Origin of the sequence: Gottfriedia sp. NPDC057991, from assembly GCF_042886615.1 — a bacterium.
Lineage (GTDB): Bacteria > Bacillota > Bacilli > Bacillales > Bacillaceae_G > Gottfriedia.
The window spans coordinates 63,220-82,165 of the sequence record NZ_JBHVQN010000007.1 but is presented as its reverse complement, the minus strand read 5'-3'; the positions used below and the strand labels follow the sequence as shown (position 1 = coordinate 82,165).

Here is an 18,946-nt window from a genome sequence, read left to right as displayed (position 1 = left end):
TAATTCGCCTGAATTATTCCAATTTATTTAATTATTTTTTTAATTACAATACCGTTTTTGCTACTGATTTTTGAACAAATGAAAAAAGACCACAAAAAGTGGTTTTAGAAATTCTTATTGAATTAAAGAATGTATTAATTACATTAAAAACATATGTCAGTAAGAACATTTGATGGTGCTAAATCTATTAAAACCTGTTAAATCTATTAAAATTTCTATGTTCACTAGGTATCTTGTCCAATCTAATTTCAATTTAACGAATAAATTATATCAAACCTATTAAGGAGGTGATTTACATGCGTCCTGTTACTAGTATATTGGAAAAACAAAGAACTTTTAATAGATTAGAAAACGCACAAGCAGAAGTTCAAAGATTAGTAATTCGCGATTCACACAACGTTACAGTTGCTCAGACTGAAGCTCAAGCTTTAGTTTTAGTACAAGCTTCACTACAAGCTGCAATTGAAGCAGTAATTCTTATCTTTGGTGATGATCCAAGAATTAGTCAACTTCAAAGAATTGCACAATCTTTAGAAAACCTTCAATTACAATCACAATCAGTTTTAATTGAAAAAGCAGATACGATTGTAGTAACTCAAACTGAACTGCAACTTGAAGTAGTCATCCAAGCTGCAATTCAACTATTAGCACAATTAGTAGCAAAAATCGGCTAATAATATTTGGAAAAGCAAAAGAGAAAGCTTATATGTCCTAACACCTCTTAGCTCTATTCAAATTTGTTTGATGATTTTTTGCTGGAATTTATGATTTTTTTGAAGTGTTGTGGTTACTGGTCTTCAAAAAAGTTATCATGATTTAGATTCATTTTCGCTCTTCTATACCATCTTTTTTTGTCAAAACTACAAGAAAAGATGGTATTTCTGTAACTAAGTTTATAACCCAATAACCAACATAAAACAGCTATATACAACCTATAATTTCGGTGGTCGTAGTGACAGATGGTTGAACTGTTAAGTTCAAAAATAAAAAAAGGAACTTCATAGAAGATTCTTTTTTTATTTTCTAAACATAATTTATGTAAACTAAATTCACATACGAAATCATGCGAGAGTAGGCTAGTTCTTGTTCAACATACGCATGCATTAGCTATCCATGAAACCTCAGATTCACAACAGTGAATGGAAGTCTATATTGTACTTTCATAATTGCATAAGGATTAAAAATAAAAAAGAGAAACCTCGGGAAGGCGTCTCTCTTTTGAATAATATAGGTGATATTGAGCAAGAAGAATGTGCTCAATATAATATATTCAACCAAAACCAAAATGTTAAAATTTACCAATAGTTATTATCCTTTTTTATTAATAGACAAAAAACAACCTCTTATTGGAGGATAGGAAATTTCTTATTTTATATTCTCTAATTAAACTAATCCGCAATTTTATTGAATAAGGAAAGCCGAATTTGCGGATCATGACCATATAGAAGTCTTTAGTTAATTTCTCATTAACGCCTGTCCACTTTTTTAAATTAAAAGTTCCCCCAAAACATCCCCCAGTTAATTGGGGGAGAATAACTTATTCTAAAGCAGAGATAAAATAAAAATCCCTAGAAGTGTTGATATATCAACGTTTCTAGGGATTTTATAAATGCTATAAATGCTATTTACATAGCATTTTGATTAACGGTTGTAGAATTCAACGATAAGAGCTTCGTTGATTTCAGCTGGTAATTCAGAACGCTCTGGTAAGCGGTTGAAAGTACCTTCTAATTTTTCAGCGTTGAAAGTGATGTACTCAGGTACAAAGTTGTTAACTTCAACAGCTTCTTTAACTACAGCTAAGTTTTGTGATTTTTCACGTAAGCTGATAGTTTGACCAATTTTAACACGGAAAGAAGGGATGTCTACACGTTTGCCATCAACTAAGATGTGACCGTGGTTAACTAATTGACGAGCAGCACGACGAGTACGAGCAAGACCCATACGGTAAACTACGTTGTCTAAACGAGTTTCTAATAAGATCATGAAGTTTTCACCGTGTTTACCAGTTAATTTACCAGCGATATCAAAAGTGCGACGGAATTGACGCTCATTAACACCGAACATGTGACGAAGCTTTTGCTTCTCTTGTAATTGTAAACCGTATTCTGATAATTTTTTACGTTGGTTAGGTCCGTGTTGACCTGGAGCGTAAGGGCGTTTTTCTAATTCTTTACCTGTTCCGCTTAATGAAATGCCTAAACGGCGAGATAATTTCCAAGTAGATCCTGTATAACGAGACATTGATAGTCTCCTCCTTAAGTTTTTATTTTGGAGTAAAATAAAAACGTTCGTGTAGCTCCAGTTTGTATATTTTGCTTTCATGTATCCTCGCCCCAGCAGCCGGAGTTACGCGATGACACCTCTAAAATAGTAGAGGAACAAAATATATATCAAGCCTGTGCTTACAACGCTGCGTTATTTTACACAAAAAATAGTATAACAAGATAGTATAAAATAGTCAAGGTCAGTTTAATTACTTACTTTATCTATAAAGAAAATGAAACACTAAAAATGTGGGAACGCCGCTTAAATATTCTAAAACTGGCTCAATTATTGCTTAAACCTGCTTAATTATCCTTAAATCTGGCTCAATTATCGCTTAAGCTCGCTCATATATCACTAAACCAATTTATTAATTGACTATTGATGGTTAAAATCATTTTCAAACCTAATTGCAGTAATGTCGCATCCTATTGAAACAGGTAAAATAAGACCGCAATTCTTGAAAAAACTCAAAAAACCCGCAAGGATTCCAATATTCCTTGCGGGTTTTCACTAATTTTTGAGATAGCCTTTTAAATTTAATACTACTTATCTAATTGTTTCTTCAATTAAATTTACGATTGCTTGAAGATATTTTTGATCCATTTCATCAAAACGATTGAATTCCGGACTATCGATATCTAATACTCCAATTAATTCACCGTTATGCATTAAAGGAATAACGATTTCTGAATTTGATGCTGCATCACAAGCGATGTGGCCAGGGAAGTCGTGAACATTATCGATTCTTTGAACTGTTTTTGTTTGGGCAGATGTACCGCAAACTCCCTTGCCGTATGGTATACGCACACACGCAGGAAGACCTACAAATGGGCCTAAAACTAATTCATTACGATCTCCATCTTTTAAATAAAATCCAACCCAATTTATTTGGTGCAAAAACTGATTTAATAAGGCAGATGTATTTGCTAAATTAGCAATTAGGTTATGTTCACCATCTATTAAAGCTTTAACTTGAGCTGTTAGAGTATTATATTGTTGTTCTTTCGTACCTGAATATTCGACTTTTTGAAACATTTGTAGACCCCTTTCCCTATTTCATGTGAAATATCATAGCATATTTCGAAAGAATACTGGTAATTTTGTCGACCGATTTGTAGAGGAAATTATCATTATTTCGCTAATTAATAAAGGAATTGATGTTGTAAAAGAGGGTGACGAGTATGGAGCAAGATAAACTTGCAACAAAGAAGAAAGTCATCGAGACAGCGCTTACGTTATTTAAAATTAATGGATACCATGGTACTTCAGTACGGGATATTTCTAAAAAGGCAAATGTAAATATTGCGACGATTTCATATTATTTTAAAGGTAAACAAGGTTTACTTGAACATATCATAGTAGAGTTTTTAGAAGGATACGTTGAAATTTTAGATAAACATTGTTTGCCATTGTATGATAAAAACGCAAATTTAATTTTAATGAACCTTGTTGATGAAGTACTTAATTATTACTTTTTAAAAAAGGAATATGCTTCGATTTTTTACAGAGAGTTGACAATCGACTCTGTCTTCATTCGTGAAATTATGATGACCTATTTAGCAAGAGAGCGTTATACTTTTACTCAAATTTATGATGCCATTCGTATTTCCAATACGAAACTAACGATGCCATTTTCAGTCTTTTTCGTCCAGTTAAAATCCTTCCTTTCAACACCGTACTTATTTCCAGGCTATTTAAATGAAGTATTGTATATACAGCAAAATGATATGTATTTTTTTGAGAGATACAAAGAGTATGTAGAGAAGTGGATCGAATCACTAATCGGCATGGATGTGAGTCTAGTTAGTCGAGTAGAACTTTCATCCTAAAAGTTCGCCTTTTTCATTGTGGAAAATCACAATGAAAAGGCGTTTTTCCTTGCTTAAAAATCTGAAATTTCTACAAGCTTTTACAGTATTTATTATAGTTTGATAAAAATATGAAAAAATTGAAAAAATTAAGCCAAAAATCAACTTTCTCATGTTATTATTAACTATGACCTAAATAAAGAGCGATTTATTAATTCAAAAAATAACGTACAAATAATAGATTCTAAAATAGATTCAGATGGCAGTAGAGGAGGTACATCAGGAAAAATGACAATGACATTCTATGTAATTTTAGTCGTAATAGGTATTGTTATCGCATTAATGATTGTAGCCTTAACAATTCGACAACGTTTATACAAAAAACTTGATGAACTTGAAGCGTGGAGAATGCAGTTAATGAGTAAGCCCGTTACGGATGAACTTTCAAAGCTAAAGGCCTTAAATATGACCGGCCAAACGGAAGAGCTTTTTGATAAATGGAGAACCGATTGGGATGAACTAGTTACAACTTTTTTACCGAAAGTAACTGATTCCATCTCAGTAATAGATGAGGCAATTAATAAATATCATTTCATGAAAGCTAAAGCAGGGATTAGTGAAATTGAGGGAAGCTTAACTGAAGCAGAATCAAGCGTCGAAAAAATTCTAAATGAGGTAAGCGACTTAGTAGGTAGTGAAGAACAAAATAATTCGGATATTGAAATGTTAAACCAAGAGTATCTTGAGCAAAGAAAGCTTTTATTAACTCATCGTCATCTATATTCAATTTCTGAAACTCAGTTGGAACAAAAGATGGATGAAATCAAACAACAAGTCCAATTATTTAATGAAACAACTGAAAGAGGAAACTATTTAGAGGCAAGAGGCTTAGTGAAAGAAATCGCTGATCAAGTACATATATTGAAAACAAATATGCAAATCATACCAGATTTATATATTGAATCTTCTACTACAATGCCATCTCAAATACATAATTTAGCTGACGGTTTAAAGCAAATGAAGGCAGAAGGATATGCGCTTGATTTTGAAGCATTAGAAAATGAAACAATTGATTGTTCTAAAATATGTATCGACTGTGTCGAATTAATTAAAAAACTAGAAATCACAGAAGCGAATGACAAGCTTGAATTTGTGAAAGCAAAAGTCGATTCAATCTATGATTTATTAGAAAAAGAAGTAGAGAGTAAATTTGTAGTAGAAAAAGAAATATGGACTTCTCAAGAAGAAATTCAAAGTATTCGAGAAGATAATTTAAAAACAAAAGAAGAGACTCAATTAGTTCAGCAAATTTATGAATTAAGTGATGAAGATACTCAAGCTCAAAAAATGGTTGAAAAGCAAGTAAGTATCATTACAAAACGCTTTGAATTATTGCAGATTCGTGTAGCAGAACAAGATCTTGCATTTTCTGTCATAAGAGAAGAATTAGATTTACTAAAAAAGCAAATGGAAGATGTTAAAGAATCTCATTTGATGTATGTTGAAATGTTAAAAGCACTTCGAAAAGATGAATTACAAGCTCGTGATCAATTAATTGAAATGAAACGATTAATGTTAGAGGTCAAACGTCTTGTTCAAATTTCTAATTTACCTGGTATGCCAGTTTCTTCTATGAAACAAATACAAGATGCCCAAGAAAGTATGCAAATTGTTTATTTGGAATTAGAGAAAAAGCCATTAAAAATGACGCACGTTTCATTTTTACTAGAAAAAGCAGCAACTACTGTACATAATTGCTATAATGATACGAAATATATGATTGAACAAGGATATTTCGTAGAAAAAGTGATACAATATGGAAATCGCTATAGAAGTAAAAATGTGCAAATGGCAACGTCAATGGACAAGGCAGAGCAATTGTTTAGAGAATTCCAATATAACGAGGCTCTAGAAGAAGCTGCCGTTTCAATTGAAAAAATTGAACCTGGTGCAATCGATAAATTACAAGAAATACTAAATGAACAAAAGTACACACTACCCCTATAGATGTAAATCTTAGGGGTTTCGTCTGTTTTCAGATATAATGAAAAATGGACTCAAGCAGTATGGAGGTACGGAAAAAATATGATTTATTTTGATAACAGCGCGACTACTAAACCTTATAAAGAGGTTTTAGACACATATATTACTGTTTCAGACCAGTTTTTTGGAAATCCCTCTTCAATTCATAAGTTAGGCGGACGCTCAGAGCAATTACTCTCAAAAGCTAGAAACCAAATTGCAGAGCTTTTATCAGTTCAACCGTCAGAGATCATCTTTACATCAGGTGGAACAGAGGGGAATAATCTAGCAATAAAAGGAACTGCCATGATGCACCGTTCAAGAGGGAAGCATTTAATTACGACTGAAATTGAACATCCGTCAATTTATGAAGCTTATAAACAATTAGAGGATCTAGGATTTGAAGTAACCTACTTATCCCCGAACGAAGATGGGTTTATTTCTGTTGACCAATTAAAAAATGCGTTAAGAGATGATACGATATTAGTTTCTGTAATTCATGTAAATAATGAAACAGGAGCAATTCAACCAATAGCCGAAATTGGGCGATTATTAACGGATTATCCAAAAGTATTTTTCCATGTTGACGCTGTTCAAGGGATAGGTAAAGTGCCATTAAATATTAAACAAGCCGCGATCGATTTATTATCTATTTCTGGTCATAAATTTCATAGTGTAAAAGGAACTGGAATTTTATATATTAGAGAAGGTGTAACATTATCATCTTTAATGACAGGTGGTTCACAGGAAAGAGAGATTCGTTCAGGAACGGAAAATCTGGCAGGAATTGTTTCGATGGCAAAAGCGTTAAGAATCACACTAGAAAAACAAAAAACAATGAATGACCATCTATATAACATGAGAAATGAACTCATTCAACATTTAGAAATGAATGAATTCACTGTGTTGAACTCACCAAAGTCAGATTTTGCTCCACATATAATAAATATTTCATTTGTTGGATTAAAGCCTGAGGTAATTGTCCATGCTCTATCTGAAGAAAATGTTTTTATTTCTACAAAATCAGCATGTTCTTCTAAAACTTTTGAGATAAGCCGTGTATTACAAAGTATGGGTAAAAGCGAAAAAGTAGCAAGTAGTGCTGTCAGGATTAGTCTTTCTTATGAAAATACAATGGATGAAGTAGAGCAGTTTAATAAAATAATTAAAGAAGTAATTAAAAATTTATATAAAGTAATGAGGTAACAGCATGAATGTAGAATATATTTTAATTCGTTATGGAGAAATGACTACAAAAGGAAAAAATCGAGGTCGATTTACAAGTATATTAAGAGAAAATGTTCGAAATCGATTAAAAGCTTTTGAAAAAATTAAAATCACTGCAACGCGTGATCGTATGTATATAAAATTAAATGGTGAAGACCATGAGAAGGTTGCAGCCAACCTAAAAGAAGTTTTCGGAATTCATACGTTTAGTTATGCTAGAAAAGTTGATACTGAATTAGAAGCAATTAAAGTAGGTGCTCTTGAAGCTATTAACGAGCTAGGTGATAGCGTTAAAACATTTAAAGTAAACGTACAACGTAGTTATAAACAATTCCCATTAAATACTCCGCAGTTAAATCGCGAGCTAGGTGGGTATATTCTTACAAATACAGAACACTTAACTGTAGATGTTCATAAGCCAGATGTAGCTGTTCGAGTAGAAGTACGTGATGATGCTACTTATATTACTTGTGGAGAAGAATTTGGTGCAGGTGGCTACCCAGTTGGAGTTGGCGGAAAAGTTATGTTATTACTATCAGGAGGAATCGATAGTCCAGTAGCAGCGTACATGTTGTTAAAAAGAGGCGTGTCAATAGAGGCGATTCATTTTGAAAGTCCACCATTTACGAGTGATCGTGCAAAACAAAAAGTAATTGATTTAGCAAGTAAACTAACTAGATATTGTAGACGAGTGACTTTACATGTTATACCATTTACTGAACTTCAAAAAGCAATTCATAAAGAAATGCCTGCAAGCTACACAATGACAATCATGAGACGTGTAATGCTTAGAGTTGCTGAGCAAGTTTCTGTTGATCGAAAAGCACTTGCTTTAGCAACTGGTGAAAGCTTAGGTCAAGTGGCAAGCCAAACATTGGAAAGTATGCATACAATCAATGAAGTAACTAATTATCCAGTTTTAAGACCACTATTAGCTATGGATAAATTAGAGATTATGGATATTGCTAAAAAAATTGATACGTATGATATCAGCATTAGACCTTATGAGGATTGCTGTACAATTTTTACTCCAGCTAATCCAACTACAAAACCAAAACGTGATAAGGTGGCTCGTTTCGAGAGTCGTTTTGACTTTACAGAACTAATAAATGAAGCTGTTGTTAATAGAGAATCAATCATTTTTGAGAACGAAATGATTCGAAATCAATCGTCAACAAAAGAAGAAGAAATCGATATCGACGCACTTTTATAAAATTACTAAAAATTACCAGTGAAAATATGAATGAAGATATGTGTTTTATCACACTCTATACTCACAAGGAGGTGACAACACATGTCAAATAGAAATGATTCAAGTAATAATTTAGTAGCACCTGGCGCTCAAGCAGCTATCGACGCAATGAAGTACGAAATTGCTACAGAGTTTGGTGTAAACCTTGGCCCAGATTCTACTTCTCGTGCGAATGGTTCTGTTGGTGGTGAAATCACAAAGCGTTTAGTACAAATGGCTGAACAAAGCCTTGGTGGATATTCAAGATAATGAATTTTAAATAATTATGGATTAAGGGGTAGGGTAACCTACCTCTTTTCTATTTGTTCAGACTACCTGCAAAACGCTCGCTTTCTTCGTTCCTTCGCCTGCCTGCGGTGCTCATTACCGTCTAAAGGTAACTCCGCTCCTCATCAGGCTTCGCGCCTCGAAAGGCAAACGTTTTCAGGTAGTCTGAAATCCGAATTTATGGGACATCGTCTTTACCCATTTTTTAAATTTTTGAGATTTTGCTATAACATTTCGCTTGATTTAATATTGAGATTAATCTTTGTTATAATAAAGGGAAAAAATTAAAGGAGAGACCTGTTCATGTCATATATTGAAAATGAATTTATTAAAATTACAACTAAATCACAGGGAGCAGAGTTGACGGGTATCTATACAAAAAAAGATAATTTAAATTATTTATGGAATGCTGATCCAGCTTATTGGGGGAGACATGCACCTGTTTTATTTCCGAATGTAGGTAAATTAATTGATAATCAATATAAAGTGGATAATAAAGTCTATGAGCTTTCTCAACATGGTTTTGCAAGAGATATGGATTTTCAATTAACAGAAATGAAAGAAGACTATATCAACTATGAGTTAATCAGTAGTGAACAAACGCTTTTAAAATATCCATTTCAATTTTCATTAAATATTAATTATAAGATTAAGAACAATACTGTTTTTATTAAATATGTTGTTACGAATAATGATCAGAAATCAATGCCATTTTCAATAGGGGCTCACCCAGCGTTTAATATACCTCTGAAGGAAAATGAAACTTTTGAGGATTATTACTTACAATTTGAAGAAGAAGAAAGATTAGAAACAATTAAATTAGATGGATCATATCGAAGTGGTAAAAGAGAACTAATCGCTCAAGATATTAAAAACTTACCATTAACACGTGAACTGTTTAAGGATGATGCATTAATTTTTGAAAAACTTAATAAAAACGTGCTGACAATTCGTTCGAAAAATCATAGTAATAAAATCAAAGTTCATTTCGAAGGGTTTCCTTACGTTGGAATATGGACTACACAAACAGCACCTTTTCTATGTATTGAGCCATGGTATGGAATTGCAGATGAAATCGGCCCAGTAAAAGAAATGAAAAATAGACTTGGTATTCAAATTTTAAATCCAAATGAAACATTTACTTGTACATACAGTATTACAGTTGAGAGTGATTGATTTACTGGAAAGGTAAGTGACGAGAGTTTAGGTCTCGCCCTTTTGGAAAGCGGGCATCTTATATTGAAAATCAAGTTCACCCTAATTCACTTTTTATCTATGAATTAAACTATCTTTTTTAGGTAGTTTATTTTTTTTGTGAGTTTTTGTTTAAATCTTCTGAAAAATAGTCGAAAAATAGCAGGAATTGACTAGACAATTAACGAAACCATTATTATTCTATTTTGCAAAATTCAAAATATAATTTTAGTAATGATCAAAAGGGGGACTAACTAAGATGAACAGTACAAGTCTAATCGCTCCAAAAGTTTATAATCTCGTTTGGGAAATTGAAAAATTTGCTTCCACTGACAAAGTGGCGTTAAAGTGGGTTGACCTAAACGGAGAATCCCATCAGTTAACATATAAGGAACTTTATAATAAAGTTCACCAATATGCTTTTACATTTAAAAATAGTGGCATCGAAAAAGGGGACAAACTTTTTGTCATGATGCCAAGATGTATTGAGACTTATGTAGTTTATTTAGCTATTTTAAAAATTGGATGTGTTGTAATCCCAGGATCTGAAATGTTAACGATTAAGGATATTCAATACCGTCTTGAACATAGTGAAGTAAAAGCGATTGTATCGCATGATGAATATATAGGTACTTTTAGCGATATTGCTAAAACTGGAAAATATAAATTGTTTACTATTCATAATCAACAAACTGTATGGACTTCATTGAATGACCAAGCAATTAGTGGAGCACATGTATTAACTGTGGAAACAAAAAGTGATGACTTAGCGTTTATTTCATATACATCAGGAACGACTGGCAATCCTAAAGGTGTTGTACATACTCACAGTTGGGGGTATGCTCATATTCGTACAGTTGCTTCGAATTGGCTAGATGTGACTGAAGATGATACTGTATGGGCGACTGCAGGGCCAGGATGGCAAAAGTGGATATGGAGTCCATTTTTAGCGACATTAGGCAGCGGGGCAACAGGGTTCTTTTATGAAGGGAAATTTGATGCAGATACTTTCCTTACATTGCTAAATGAGCAACATATAACAGTATTTTGTAGTACGCCAACAGAATACCGATTTATGGCAAAGGTTGAAAATCTAGATCAATATCAATTACCAGCATTAAGAAGTGCTGTATCAGCAGGAGAGCCTTTAAATCAAGAAGTAATCCGTACATTTAAAAAGCATTTCAATGTTGATGTAAGAGATGGTTATGGACAAACTGAAAATACATTATTAATCGGAACGATGAAGGATATTAAAGCAAAAGTAGGTTCTATGGGTATCCCGACACCAGGAAACTTAGTTGAAATCGTTGATGATGAAGGAAATCCAATTGGGGTTAATGAAGTTGGGCATATCGCAGTACATGTAAGCTCTCCAGCATTATTTAAACATTATTATAATGATATGGAACGTACAAAAGCTCAGAGAAAAGGTGAGTATTATTTAACGGGTGACCGAGCTAAGAAAGATGAAGATGGCTACTATTGGTTCGATGGACGTAGTGATGACATTATTATTAGTTCTGGTTATACAATTGGGCCTTTTGAAATAGAAGATGCGTTAGTACAACATAAGCTTGTAAAAGAATGTGCGGTTGTTGCTAGTCCAGATCCATTACGTGGTAATGTTGTTAAAGCTTTTGTTGTTTTGACTGAAAATGCTTCAAATGAAGAAGACTTGGTTTCTGAACTACAAGAACATGTTAAAAAAATTACTGCTCCTTATAAATATCCGCGTAAAATCGAATTTGTCCAAGAGCTACCAAAAACAACTTCTGGTAAAATTCGCCGAGTAGAATTACGTGCGATGGAACAATTGCGTGAATCGAATTAAAGAAATTATGTTAAAATGAGGGGAAATTCCCTCTTTTTTTGATTTTAAGACAATTTATCTTGTAAAAATTATAAACGAAATAGCTTTTAATTAATGAACGGATGGTGGAGTGAATTGAAGAAGCTTTGGCATAATGGTTTATTTTATACGATGGAAAGTGAAGGGGAAACTGTAGACTCAATCATTACTGAAGATGAACAAATTTTAAAAACAGGAACATATGAAGCTTTACTTTCTTTTTTAGAAGGTGAACAATTTGAGAAAATTAATTGTAATGGAAAAATCGGCTTTCCAGGCTTTATTGATAGTCATTTACATTTAATTGGTCATGGTGAAGCGATGAATCGTGTTGATTTGTCAAAGTGCCAATCATATGACGAGATGCTTGATCGAATGAAAAGCGTTGTAAAGGACGCACACCCGAATGAGTGGATTGTAGGGGAAGGCTGGAATGAAAATGAATGGGAATCAAAAGCAGTATTCAGCATTGATGATTTAAATAGTTTATCAAGCACAAATCCACTTGTATTAAAAAGAACTTGTAGACATGTCTACTTTGTAAATTCTATTGCACTTAGTCATGCAACAATAAATGAACATATGCAAGTCGAAGGAGGACAAATTGGTTGCTTTGAAGATGGTCGTTTGAACGGATTATTGTATGATGAAGCCGTTAATTTAATGATTAAAGCGATGCCGGCACCTGACGATCAGTATTTGTCAAAAGCAATTATTTCGGCTATTAAAGATTGTTACCAATACGGTATCGTTGGAGCGGTAACAGAGGATTTATCCTATTATGGAAACGCAAATCTAGTGATTGATTTATATGAGCAATTGTTAAATGAAGTTCCGTTTCATACTCATGTTTTAATTCATCATACGACTTTGGATGAAGTCAAAGGAAGATTACATAAAGGTAATAAGAATGTATCATTTGGTGGGGTAAAAGCATTTATTGATGGTTCATTTGGTGGTCGCACTGCACTATTAGAAAAACCTTATGACGACGATCAAAGTATAACAGGATTACAAGTGACTTCTCCAGAAAAATTAGAAGTTATTACAAAAAAAGCGCGTGAAAATGAATTGCCAGTCGCATTTCATATGATTGGTGATCTAGCCGTAAAGCAAGCGATTGAAGTCGTTAAAAAATATCCTAATCAAACTCAGCTACCCGATCGATTTATACATTGTGCACTTTTATCTCCAAAATTAGTTGAGGAAATGAAAGAATTAAACATCGTTGTAGATGTACAAACCTCATTTATCTACGCCGATTATCCGTGGCTAGTTGAACGTATTGGTCAAAGCCGAAATGAATATGCATATTTAATTAAAACACTGCTAAATGAATCAATCGCTATCGCAAATGGTTCAGATACACCGATTGATACAATTAATCCGTGGCAAGGTATATATACAGCAGTTACTCGAAAAGCAAAGGACCAGATCGCATATAATATCGAGGAAGCAATTAGCCTATATGAAGCAATTAAACTTTATACGATTGATAGTGCGGCTTCGTTTCGTCAAGAAGACAAGAGAGGTCTCATAAAAGAAGGATATTCTGCTGACTTTATTTTATTTGATGAAAATCCATTTGAGTTAGAAAAAGATGATCTACTGGATGTAAAATGTAGTGAAACTATTTGCCGAGGAAATATTGTCTATAAAAGACAGATGTAAGTTAAAGAAAAGACAAGCTGGGTTGTCTTAGAAGTTATCGATAATTTTGGTTGGTATCAACAAAAAAAACTAGAATTGATCAATGATGTTCAAAAAGTATTTGTAGAATTCTATATAGCTATCTTATATTTCACTGCTTGAAAAGAATGGTATGTAATTTTACCATTCTTTTTTTGTTTATCCAGAAGTTGGTTTGCCCATACTGATACAAAAAAGGGTGGTTTCTTGCTTTACATATACTCTATTCTAATTTTTATTGCGATCGTAGTTTTACTGTTAATATTTTTCGTGCTTTTTATAAATATGAAGGTCAATATTAAATCTGTTTATACAAATGAAGAACGATTTATGAATATTAAACTGTCTATCTTGAACAACCTATTGCATTTCGCCTTTACGATTCCTTTAAAGAGACCGAAAGAGGTAAAGGAAGATGTATCAGATTTAGAGAAAAAAAGGGATTTGTCTGCCCTACAACAAATTGATTTTTTCATAAATTTATACTCCAACGGACATACTATTATTACAAAATTTTTAAACACTGTACAAATTTACAATTTAACTTATCATATTCATTTCGGTGTCGGAAATTCTGCCTTAACAGGGATATCTATTGGAACAGCTTATAGTGCGATCGGAATTTTTGAAAACTTATTAAAGAAATTTACAATATTACATCATCCGCCAACTATAGATATCACGCCAAACTATTATACAACCATCATGGAAACTACTGGAAAGATACGGTTTTCATTTTCGGTACGAAAGGCAGTCTTTGCGGGATTATTATTACTTAAAGCATATTTGAAAACTAGAAAAGACTTTAAAGCAACACATCCAATCGAAACTAATTAGAGGTGATTAACAATGAGTCAACATCCTATTGGAGACTTAATGCACGCGGCAATGGAAAATTTATCAGCAATGATTAATGTAAATACAATTATTGGTGATCCAATTTCAACACCAGATGGAAGTATAATCTTAACCGTATCAAAAGTAGGGGTTGGCTTTGCAGCTGGTGGAAGTGAATTTCGAAATTACCATTTAGTAGATGGTGTTAAAGAAGCTGAAGTAAGAAGTCCACATCCATTTGGAGGAGGTACAGGTGGAGGTGCCTCAATCACTCCGATTGCATTTTTAATTGTAAGTAAAGATGGTGTTAAACTACTTCACCTAGATCAAAATACACATTTAATTGAAAAGCTAATGGATTTAACCCCACAAGCGTTAGAAAAAGTAAAAAAATATATGAAGAAAAAAGACGATTCAGATAAACACGAGGAAGATTTTGATTCAAATTTAGATTAAATATAAAATTTAAGTAAAGTTAATTGCATTCAAGGTTTCCTTCCAGTAAGATAAATGTTGTGAACATTTTGTAATTTTGGGAGGAAATATCATGGCATCTGTAACATTTAAAAACAATCCAGTAACTCTTATTGGACAAGAAGTAAAAGTAGGAGAAAAAGCTCCAAGCTTTACTGTATTAGCAAATGATTTAAGCCCTGTAACTTTAGAGGCTTCAGCTGGTAAAGTACGTTTAATCAGCGCAGTACCTTCTGTAGATACTGGAATTTGTGATGCACAAACTCGTCGTTTTAACGAAGAATTATCAAACGTAGAAAACGTTGAAGTTTTAACAATTTCAATGGACTTACCATTCGCACAAAAAAGATGGTGTGCTGCAAGTGGTTTAGAAAATGTAAATACATACTCTGATCACCGTGATGCATCTTTTGGTGAAGCATTTGGTGTTTTAATGCAAGAATTACGTTTATTAGCTCGTGCAGTATTCGTAGTAGATTCAAATGACGTTGTTACTTACGTTGAGTACGTAGCTGAAGGTACAACTCATCCAAACTATGAAGCAGCAATCGAAGCTGTAAAAGCTGCAAAATAATAACAATAACTCTATTAAGAGGGTAAAAGGCTGTCGAGTAGATCTCGGCAGTTTTTTTGCATTAAAAAGACATTCACAAATATGAATGCCTCAGGGTGTATAAAGTACAAAAAACTTAAGGATCAGACTGTTACAAGATCATTTACCTAAAGACTCTGATTTCTCAGTACAACGTTCCATAGCCGAAATAATAGATGAACGGAAGCCTTGTTTTTCTAATTCGGCAATCGCTTCTATTGTTGCCCCACCTGGTGTGCAAACTTGGTCTTTTAATTCTCCAGGATGTAATTCAGTTTCAAGTACCATCTTTGCTGCACCTAAAACTGCTTGGGCAGCTAACTTATATGCTTGGTCACGCTTTATCCCTTGTAATACAGCTCCGTCTGCTAAAGCTTCGATCATTAAGTAAACATAAGCTGGTGAAGAACCACTAACTGCAGGAATCGCATCCATTAATTTTTCATTTACTAATTCGCATTTTCCAAAGCTATTGAAAATTTCCATTACTTCGCTTAACTCATCATGAGTAACTATTTGATTATGACAAAGTGCACTCATACCTTCTCTAACTAAAGAAGGTGTATTTGGCATCGTTCTGACAATTTTAACTTCTTTACCGAATGATTTTTCAACACCTTCTAAAGTAATACCAGCGGCAATCGTAATGATTACAGTATTACTTGAAACAACTTCTTTAATTTCTTCAATAATAGTTGGATATAAATCAGGTTTAACTGCTAAAAACAAATAATCAACCTGCTTTGCTAAATCAATATTACTATTTAATGTTTGAACATTATATAAATCTTTCACTTTTACAAGTGTTTCATTAGACCTTGCACTTACATAAATTTGATGCTTCTCAATTACATTCGAGTCAATTAACCCTCCAATCATAGCTTGAGCCATTTTACCGCAACCAATAAAACCAATCTTTTTATTCATTTGTTCTCACATCCATTATATTTAATAAATTGAATTATACAGGAGGGGTTAAATATTACCAAATAATACATTATTAAAAAAAAATAATGAATGGATATCCACAAGGAATTATTTTTTGTAAAATAGAAATTGTAAAGAAAATTGACTCTTTATTTTGGGGGTATTATGAAACAAATTTTAAAAGAATCAAATCATAAAACTACAATTGAGATTATTCAACAACTTATTCAAACATATGGTGGAACTTCATTAACACATTTAGGATTACTTGGTGATAAAAAAGTATTTCTTTCAGAAGATCAAAAATCTGCATTTGTTTACCGTAAACAGAGGAATAAATTAGTTGTTCTATGTGATCCAATTGGAGAGATTTCTTTTGAAAAAATAAAGGAGTTTGAAAATTATTCTAGCAGTATAAAATGTATTCCGTGCTTTTATCAAGTAGATGAAAACTCAAAATTGTTATATGAAAAAGCTGGCTATCGATTGTTAAAATTAGGTGAAGAAGCAATAGTTGAACTAGAAAATTTCGAAATTGCAGGTAAAAAAGGAGCAAAACTTAGAACAAAAAGGAATAAATTCATTCGACAAGGATATCAATTTGAAGTGTCTATGCCTGGACATTCTATAGGTCTACTTCAAGAGCTAAAAGGAGTTTCGGATGTATGGCTAAACGGAAGAGAAGAGCTATCTTTTTCAGTTGGTTCATTTCATTTTGATTATGTTTCAAATTTTCCAATAGGAATCTTAAGAGATAATAATGGTCAAGTTATTGCTTTTGCGACATTACCGATTCAAGGCGAAAATATAACAATCGATTTAATGAGATATTTAAAAGAATTACCATATGGAACGATGGATATGCTTTTTGTTTCAATTATGTTTTGGGCAAAAGAAAATGGATTTAAAAGCTGTAGCCTTGGAATGGCTCCTTTAGCAAATGTTGGCCTAGATTCAAAATCATCAATCATCGAAAAATCTGCAAAGATGATCTTTAAATATGGTAACTCAATTTATAACTTCAAAGGATTATTAACTTTTAAAAGCAAATTTGCAAATAAATGGGAATCAAAATACTTAGCATACAAACCATATACATTACTATCGGTTATCACAAGCTTATATCGCCTAGTTCATGGAACAAAATCTTTGAACTATATTACTCGATTTATGAAGCCGTTAGAAAAGAAGAAAGTAAAAATTAGTTAAACTGACGACCTTGAAAAATAGATCTACATATACTTAATTATTTCAACACAGTAAAGACCTCAAAAATTGGAGGTCTTTATTTGTTTTTTTAATATGTACTGATAATTTAAAACTACATAAAAAGTTCAAATTGTATTAAATAAAAGTAAACAATCATCAATTAAAATTAAATTAACAGTACTGGATTAAAATTGATTAAAAAAACCAAATACTTTCTAATAGAAGAAATTTTTTAAAGTGGACACGTTTAAAAGCCATACGTATAATGAAACACAATGACTGTTCTATAATGAAAGTGAGGAATTAAAAATGGTAAAAGAGAATTCAGTGGAATTTTTATTTAATTACATAGATGAATCGACAGAATGTTTAAAAGATAATTTAGAAATTTCTTATTTAGAGGCATTAATTGAAACTGGTGAAAATTTCTTTGAAGGGGAAGTTTTGCAAGAAGAAATTAATGGGCCACAAAAAGATCAGCTTATGAATACAATTCATCAATTTACATCGGCGTCAAAAGATAATGAGAGTATTCGTAGAGCATTTCAATTAGCGATATTAAAAGGTATGAAGCAAGGGGTACAAACAACCCATGAAATGACTCCAGATGGTATTGCTTTTATTATTACTTATTTAGTTGGGAAGCTTACTGAAGGTAAACAAAATTTAACTATTTTAGATCCAGCAATTGGTACTGGAAATCTTTTATTAACAATTTTAAATTCTTCAAAGGATAAATTTACTGATTCTGTTGGAATCGATGTTGATGACGTTCTTGTTAGAATCGCATTTGTTATTGGCAACTTACTAGGGCATGAGATCGAACTATTTAATCAAGACAGTTTAGCGCCTTTATTTGTAGATCCGGTTGATCTTGTCGTTTGTGATCTACCAATAGGCTTTTATCCAAATGCTGAACGTGCAAAAGAGTATACTTTAAAAGCAAAAGAGGGCGTGTCTTATGCTCATCATTTATTTATTGAGCAAAGTATGAACTACTTAAAATCTGGAGGATTTTTCATCTCGCTAGTACCAAATCATTTATTTACTTCAGAGCAATCTGCGCAATTACAGAGCTATATTAATGAAACAGGTGTTATTCAAGGATTGATACAGTTGCCAGTATCTGCCTTTAAGGATGAAAGACATCAAAAAAGTATATTAATAATCCGCAAAAATGCAGAAAATATGAAGAAGCCAAAAGAGGCTTTATTAGTTGATTTCCCTAAGTTATCGAATATGAAGGCAGTTGAAGATATTATGCTTCAAATGAACGAATGGTTTAAAGAAAATTTATAATAATTGAACTTTTAAACACGTAAACTAAT

Annotated in this window: 17 protein-coding genes; 14 read left to right on the top strand and 3 right to left on the bottom strand. The window is 32.6% G+C overall.

Annotated features, from left to right (window positions below; translation table 11 throughout):
- Positions 1–296: 296 nt before the first annotated feature.
- A complete protein-coding gene (locus tag ACFVR2_RS21180; RefSeq protein WP_387366388.1) occupies positions 297–674 on the top strand; it encodes a spore coat protein in 378 nt (125 codons plus the stop codon).
- A 967-nt stretch (positions 675–1,641) separates the two neighbouring features.
- On the opposite strand, the gene rpsD is transcribed toward ACFVR2_RS21180, so the two are convergent.
- Both rpsD and ACFVR2_RS21170 read right to left on the bottom strand, forming a co-directional pair.
- A complete protein-coding gene (gene rpsD, locus ACFVR2_RS21175; RefSeq protein ID WP_387366385.1) occupies positions 1,642–2,244 on the bottom strand; it encodes a 30S ribosomal protein S4 in 603 nt (200 codons plus the stop codon).
- 570 nt (positions 2,245–2,814) lie between these two features.
- Positions 2,815–3,303, bottom strand: coding sequence for a GAF domain-containing protein (locus ACFVR2_RS21170; RefSeq protein ID WP_387366381.1), 489 nt, complete (start codon positions 3,301–3,303; stop codon positions 2,815–2,817).
- Positions 3,304–3,449: 146 nt separating this feature from the next.
- On the opposite strand from ACFVR2_RS21170, the gene refZ reads away from it, so the two are divergent.
- The 11 genes from refZ to tpx all read left to right on the top strand — a co-directional run bounded on the left by refZ (position 3,450) and on the right by tpx (position 15,464).
- Positions 3,450–4,097 carry a forespore capture DNA-binding protein RefZ gene (gene refZ, locus ACFVR2_RS21165; protein ID WP_387366378.1) on the top strand — a complete coding sequence of 216 codons (648 nt, stop codon included), beginning with the start codon at positions 3,450–3,452 and terminating at the stop codon, positions 4,095–4,097.
- A gap of 267 nt (positions 4,098–4,364) precedes the next feature.
- Positions 4,365–6,083, top strand: coding sequence for a septation ring formation regulator EzrA (gene ezrA, locus ACFVR2_RS21160; RefSeq protein ID WP_387366375.1), 1,719 nt, complete (start codon positions 4,365–4,367; stop codon positions 6,081–6,083).
- 78 nt (positions 6,084–6,161) lie between these two features.
- Positions 6,162–7,304 (top strand): cysteine desulfurase family protein, encoded by a 1,143-nt coding sequence (locus tag ACFVR2_RS21155; protein ID WP_387366372.1) that lies wholly within the window; start codon positions 6,162–6,164, stop codon positions 7,302–7,304.
- 4 nt (positions 7,305–7,308) lie between these two features.
- Positions 7,309–8,538 carry a tRNA uracil 4-sulfurtransferase ThiI gene (gene thiI, locus ACFVR2_RS21150; protein WP_387366369.1) on the top strand — a complete coding sequence of 410 codons (1,230 nt, stop codon included), beginning with the start codon at positions 7,309–7,311 and terminating at the stop codon, positions 8,536–8,538.
- An 81-nt stretch (positions 8,539–8,619) separates the two neighbouring features.
- Positions 8,620–8,826 (top strand): alpha/beta-type small acid-soluble spore protein, encoded by a 207-nt coding sequence (locus ACFVR2_RS21145; protein ID WP_129691790.1) that lies wholly within the window; start codon positions 8,620–8,622, stop codon positions 8,824–8,826.
- A gap of 321 nt (positions 8,827–9,147) precedes the next feature.
- Positions 9,148–10,020, top strand: a complete 873-nt coding sequence (locus tag ACFVR2_RS21140) for an aldose 1-epimerase family protein (RefSeq protein WP_387366365.1) — start codon at positions 9,148–9,150, stop codon at positions 10,018–10,020.
- A 277-nt stretch (positions 10,021–10,297) separates the two neighbouring features.
- Positions 10,298–11,872: an acyl-CoA synthetase MbcS gene (gene mbcS, locus ACFVR2_RS21135; protein ID WP_387366362.1), complete on the top strand. Its 1,575-nt coding sequence runs from the start codon at positions 10,298–10,300 to the stop codon at positions 11,870–11,872.
- A gap of 114 nt (positions 11,873–11,986) precedes the next feature.
- Positions 11,987–13,561 (top strand): amidohydrolase, encoded by a 1,575-nt coding sequence (locus ACFVR2_RS21130; protein WP_387366359.1) that lies wholly within the window; start codon positions 11,987–11,989, stop codon positions 13,559–13,561.
- 348 nt (positions 13,562–13,909) lie between these two features.
- Positions 13,910–14,416, top strand: coding sequence for a DUF2953 domain-containing protein (locus tag ACFVR2_RS21125; RefSeq protein ID WP_387366356.1), 507 nt, complete (start codon positions 13,910–13,912; stop codon positions 14,414–14,416).
- Between the two features lie 12 nt (positions 14,417–14,428).
- A complete protein-coding gene (ytfJ, locus tag ACFVR2_RS21120) occupies positions 14,429–14,872 on the top strand; it encodes a GerW family sporulation protein (RefSeq protein ID WP_387366353.1) in 444 nt (147 codons plus the stop codon).
- 91 nt (positions 14,873–14,963) lie between these two features.
- Entirely contained in the window at positions 14,964–15,464 is a 501-nt protein-coding gene (gene tpx / locus ACFVR2_RS21115) for a thiol peroxidase (protein ID WP_387366350.1), read from the top strand.
- A gap of 138 nt (positions 15,465–15,602) precedes the next feature.
- Here tpx and proC read toward each other — a convergent pair whose 3' ends face one another.
- Complete coding sequence (proC, locus tag ACFVR2_RS21110) at positions 15,603–16,409, bottom strand: pyrroline-5-carboxylate reductase (RefSeq protein ID WP_387366347.1); 807 nt, start codon at positions 16,407–16,409, stop codon at positions 15,603–15,605.
- Positions 16,410–16,574: 165 nt separating this feature from the next.
- On the opposite strand from proC, the gene ACFVR2_RS21105 reads away from it, so the two are divergent.
- Positions 16,575–17,618 carry a phosphatidylglycerol lysyltransferase domain-containing protein gene (locus tag ACFVR2_RS21105; protein WP_387366344.1) on the top strand — a complete coding sequence of 348 codons (1,044 nt, stop codon included), beginning with the start codon at positions 16,575–16,577 and terminating at the stop codon, positions 17,616–17,618.
- 309 nt (positions 17,619–17,927) lie between these two features.
- On the top strand, positions 17,928–18,917 hold the full coding sequence (locus ACFVR2_RS21100; protein ID WP_387366341.1) for a class I SAM-dependent methyltransferase: 990 nt from the start codon (positions 17,928–17,930) through the stop codon (positions 18,915–18,917).
- Positions 18,918–18,946 lie beyond the last annotated feature (29 nt).

Coding starts and splice junctions, on each gene's coding strand:
- ACFVR2_RS21180 (WP_387366388.1), top strand. CDS start 297: ATGCGTCCTGTTACTAGTATATTGGAAAAACAAAGAACTTTTAATAGA.
- rpsD (WP_387366385.1), bottom strand. CDS start 2,244: ATGTCTCGTTATACAGGATCTACTTGGAAATTATCTCGCCGTTTAGGC.
- ACFVR2_RS21170 (WP_387366381.1), bottom strand. CDS start 3,303: ATGTTTCAAAAAGTCGAATATTCAGGTACGAAAGAACAACAATATAAT.
- refZ (WP_387366378.1), top strand. CDS start 3,450: ATGGAGCAAGATAAACTTGCAACAAAGAAGAAAGTCATCGAGACAGCG.
- ezrA (WP_387366375.1), top strand. CDS start 4,365: ATGACAATGACATTCTATGTAATTTTAGTCGTAATAGGTATTGTTATC.
- ACFVR2_RS21155 (WP_387366372.1), top strand. CDS start 6,162: ATGATTTATTTTGATAACAGCGCGACTACTAAACCTTATAAAGAGGTT.
- thiI (WP_387366369.1), top strand. CDS start 7,309: ATGAATGTAGAATATATTTTAATTCGTTATGGAGAAATGACTACAAAA.
- ACFVR2_RS21145 (WP_129691790.1), top strand. CDS start 8,620: ATGTCAAATAGAAATGATTCAAGTAATAATTTAGTAGCACCTGGCGCT.
- ACFVR2_RS21140 (WP_387366365.1), top strand. CDS start 9,148: ATGTCATATATTGAAAATGAATTTATTAAAATTACAACTAAATCACAG.
- mbcS (WP_387366362.1), top strand. CDS start 10,298: ATGAACAGTACAAGTCTAATCGCTCCAAAAGTTTATAATCTCGTTTGG.
- ACFVR2_RS21125 (WP_387366356.1), top strand. CDS start 13,910: ATGAATATTAAACTGTCTATCTTGAACAACCTATTGCATTTCGCCTTT.
- ytfJ (WP_387366353.1), top strand. CDS start 14,429: ATGAGTCAACATCCTATTGGAGACTTAATGCACGCGGCAATGGAAAAT.
- tpx (WP_387366350.1), top strand. CDS start 14,964: ATGGCATCTGTAACATTTAAAAACAATCCAGTAACTCTTATTGGACAA.
- proC (WP_387366347.1), bottom strand. CDS start 16,409: ATGAATAAAAAGATTGGTTTTATTGGTTGCGGTAAAATGGCTCAAGCT.
- ACFVR2_RS21105 (WP_387366344.1), top strand. CDS start 16,575: ATGAAACAAATTTTAAAAGAATCAAATCATAAAACTACAATTGAGATT.
- ACFVR2_RS21100 (WP_387366341.1), top strand. CDS start 17,928: ATGGTAAAAGAGAATTCAGTGGAATTTTTATTTAATTACATAGATGAA.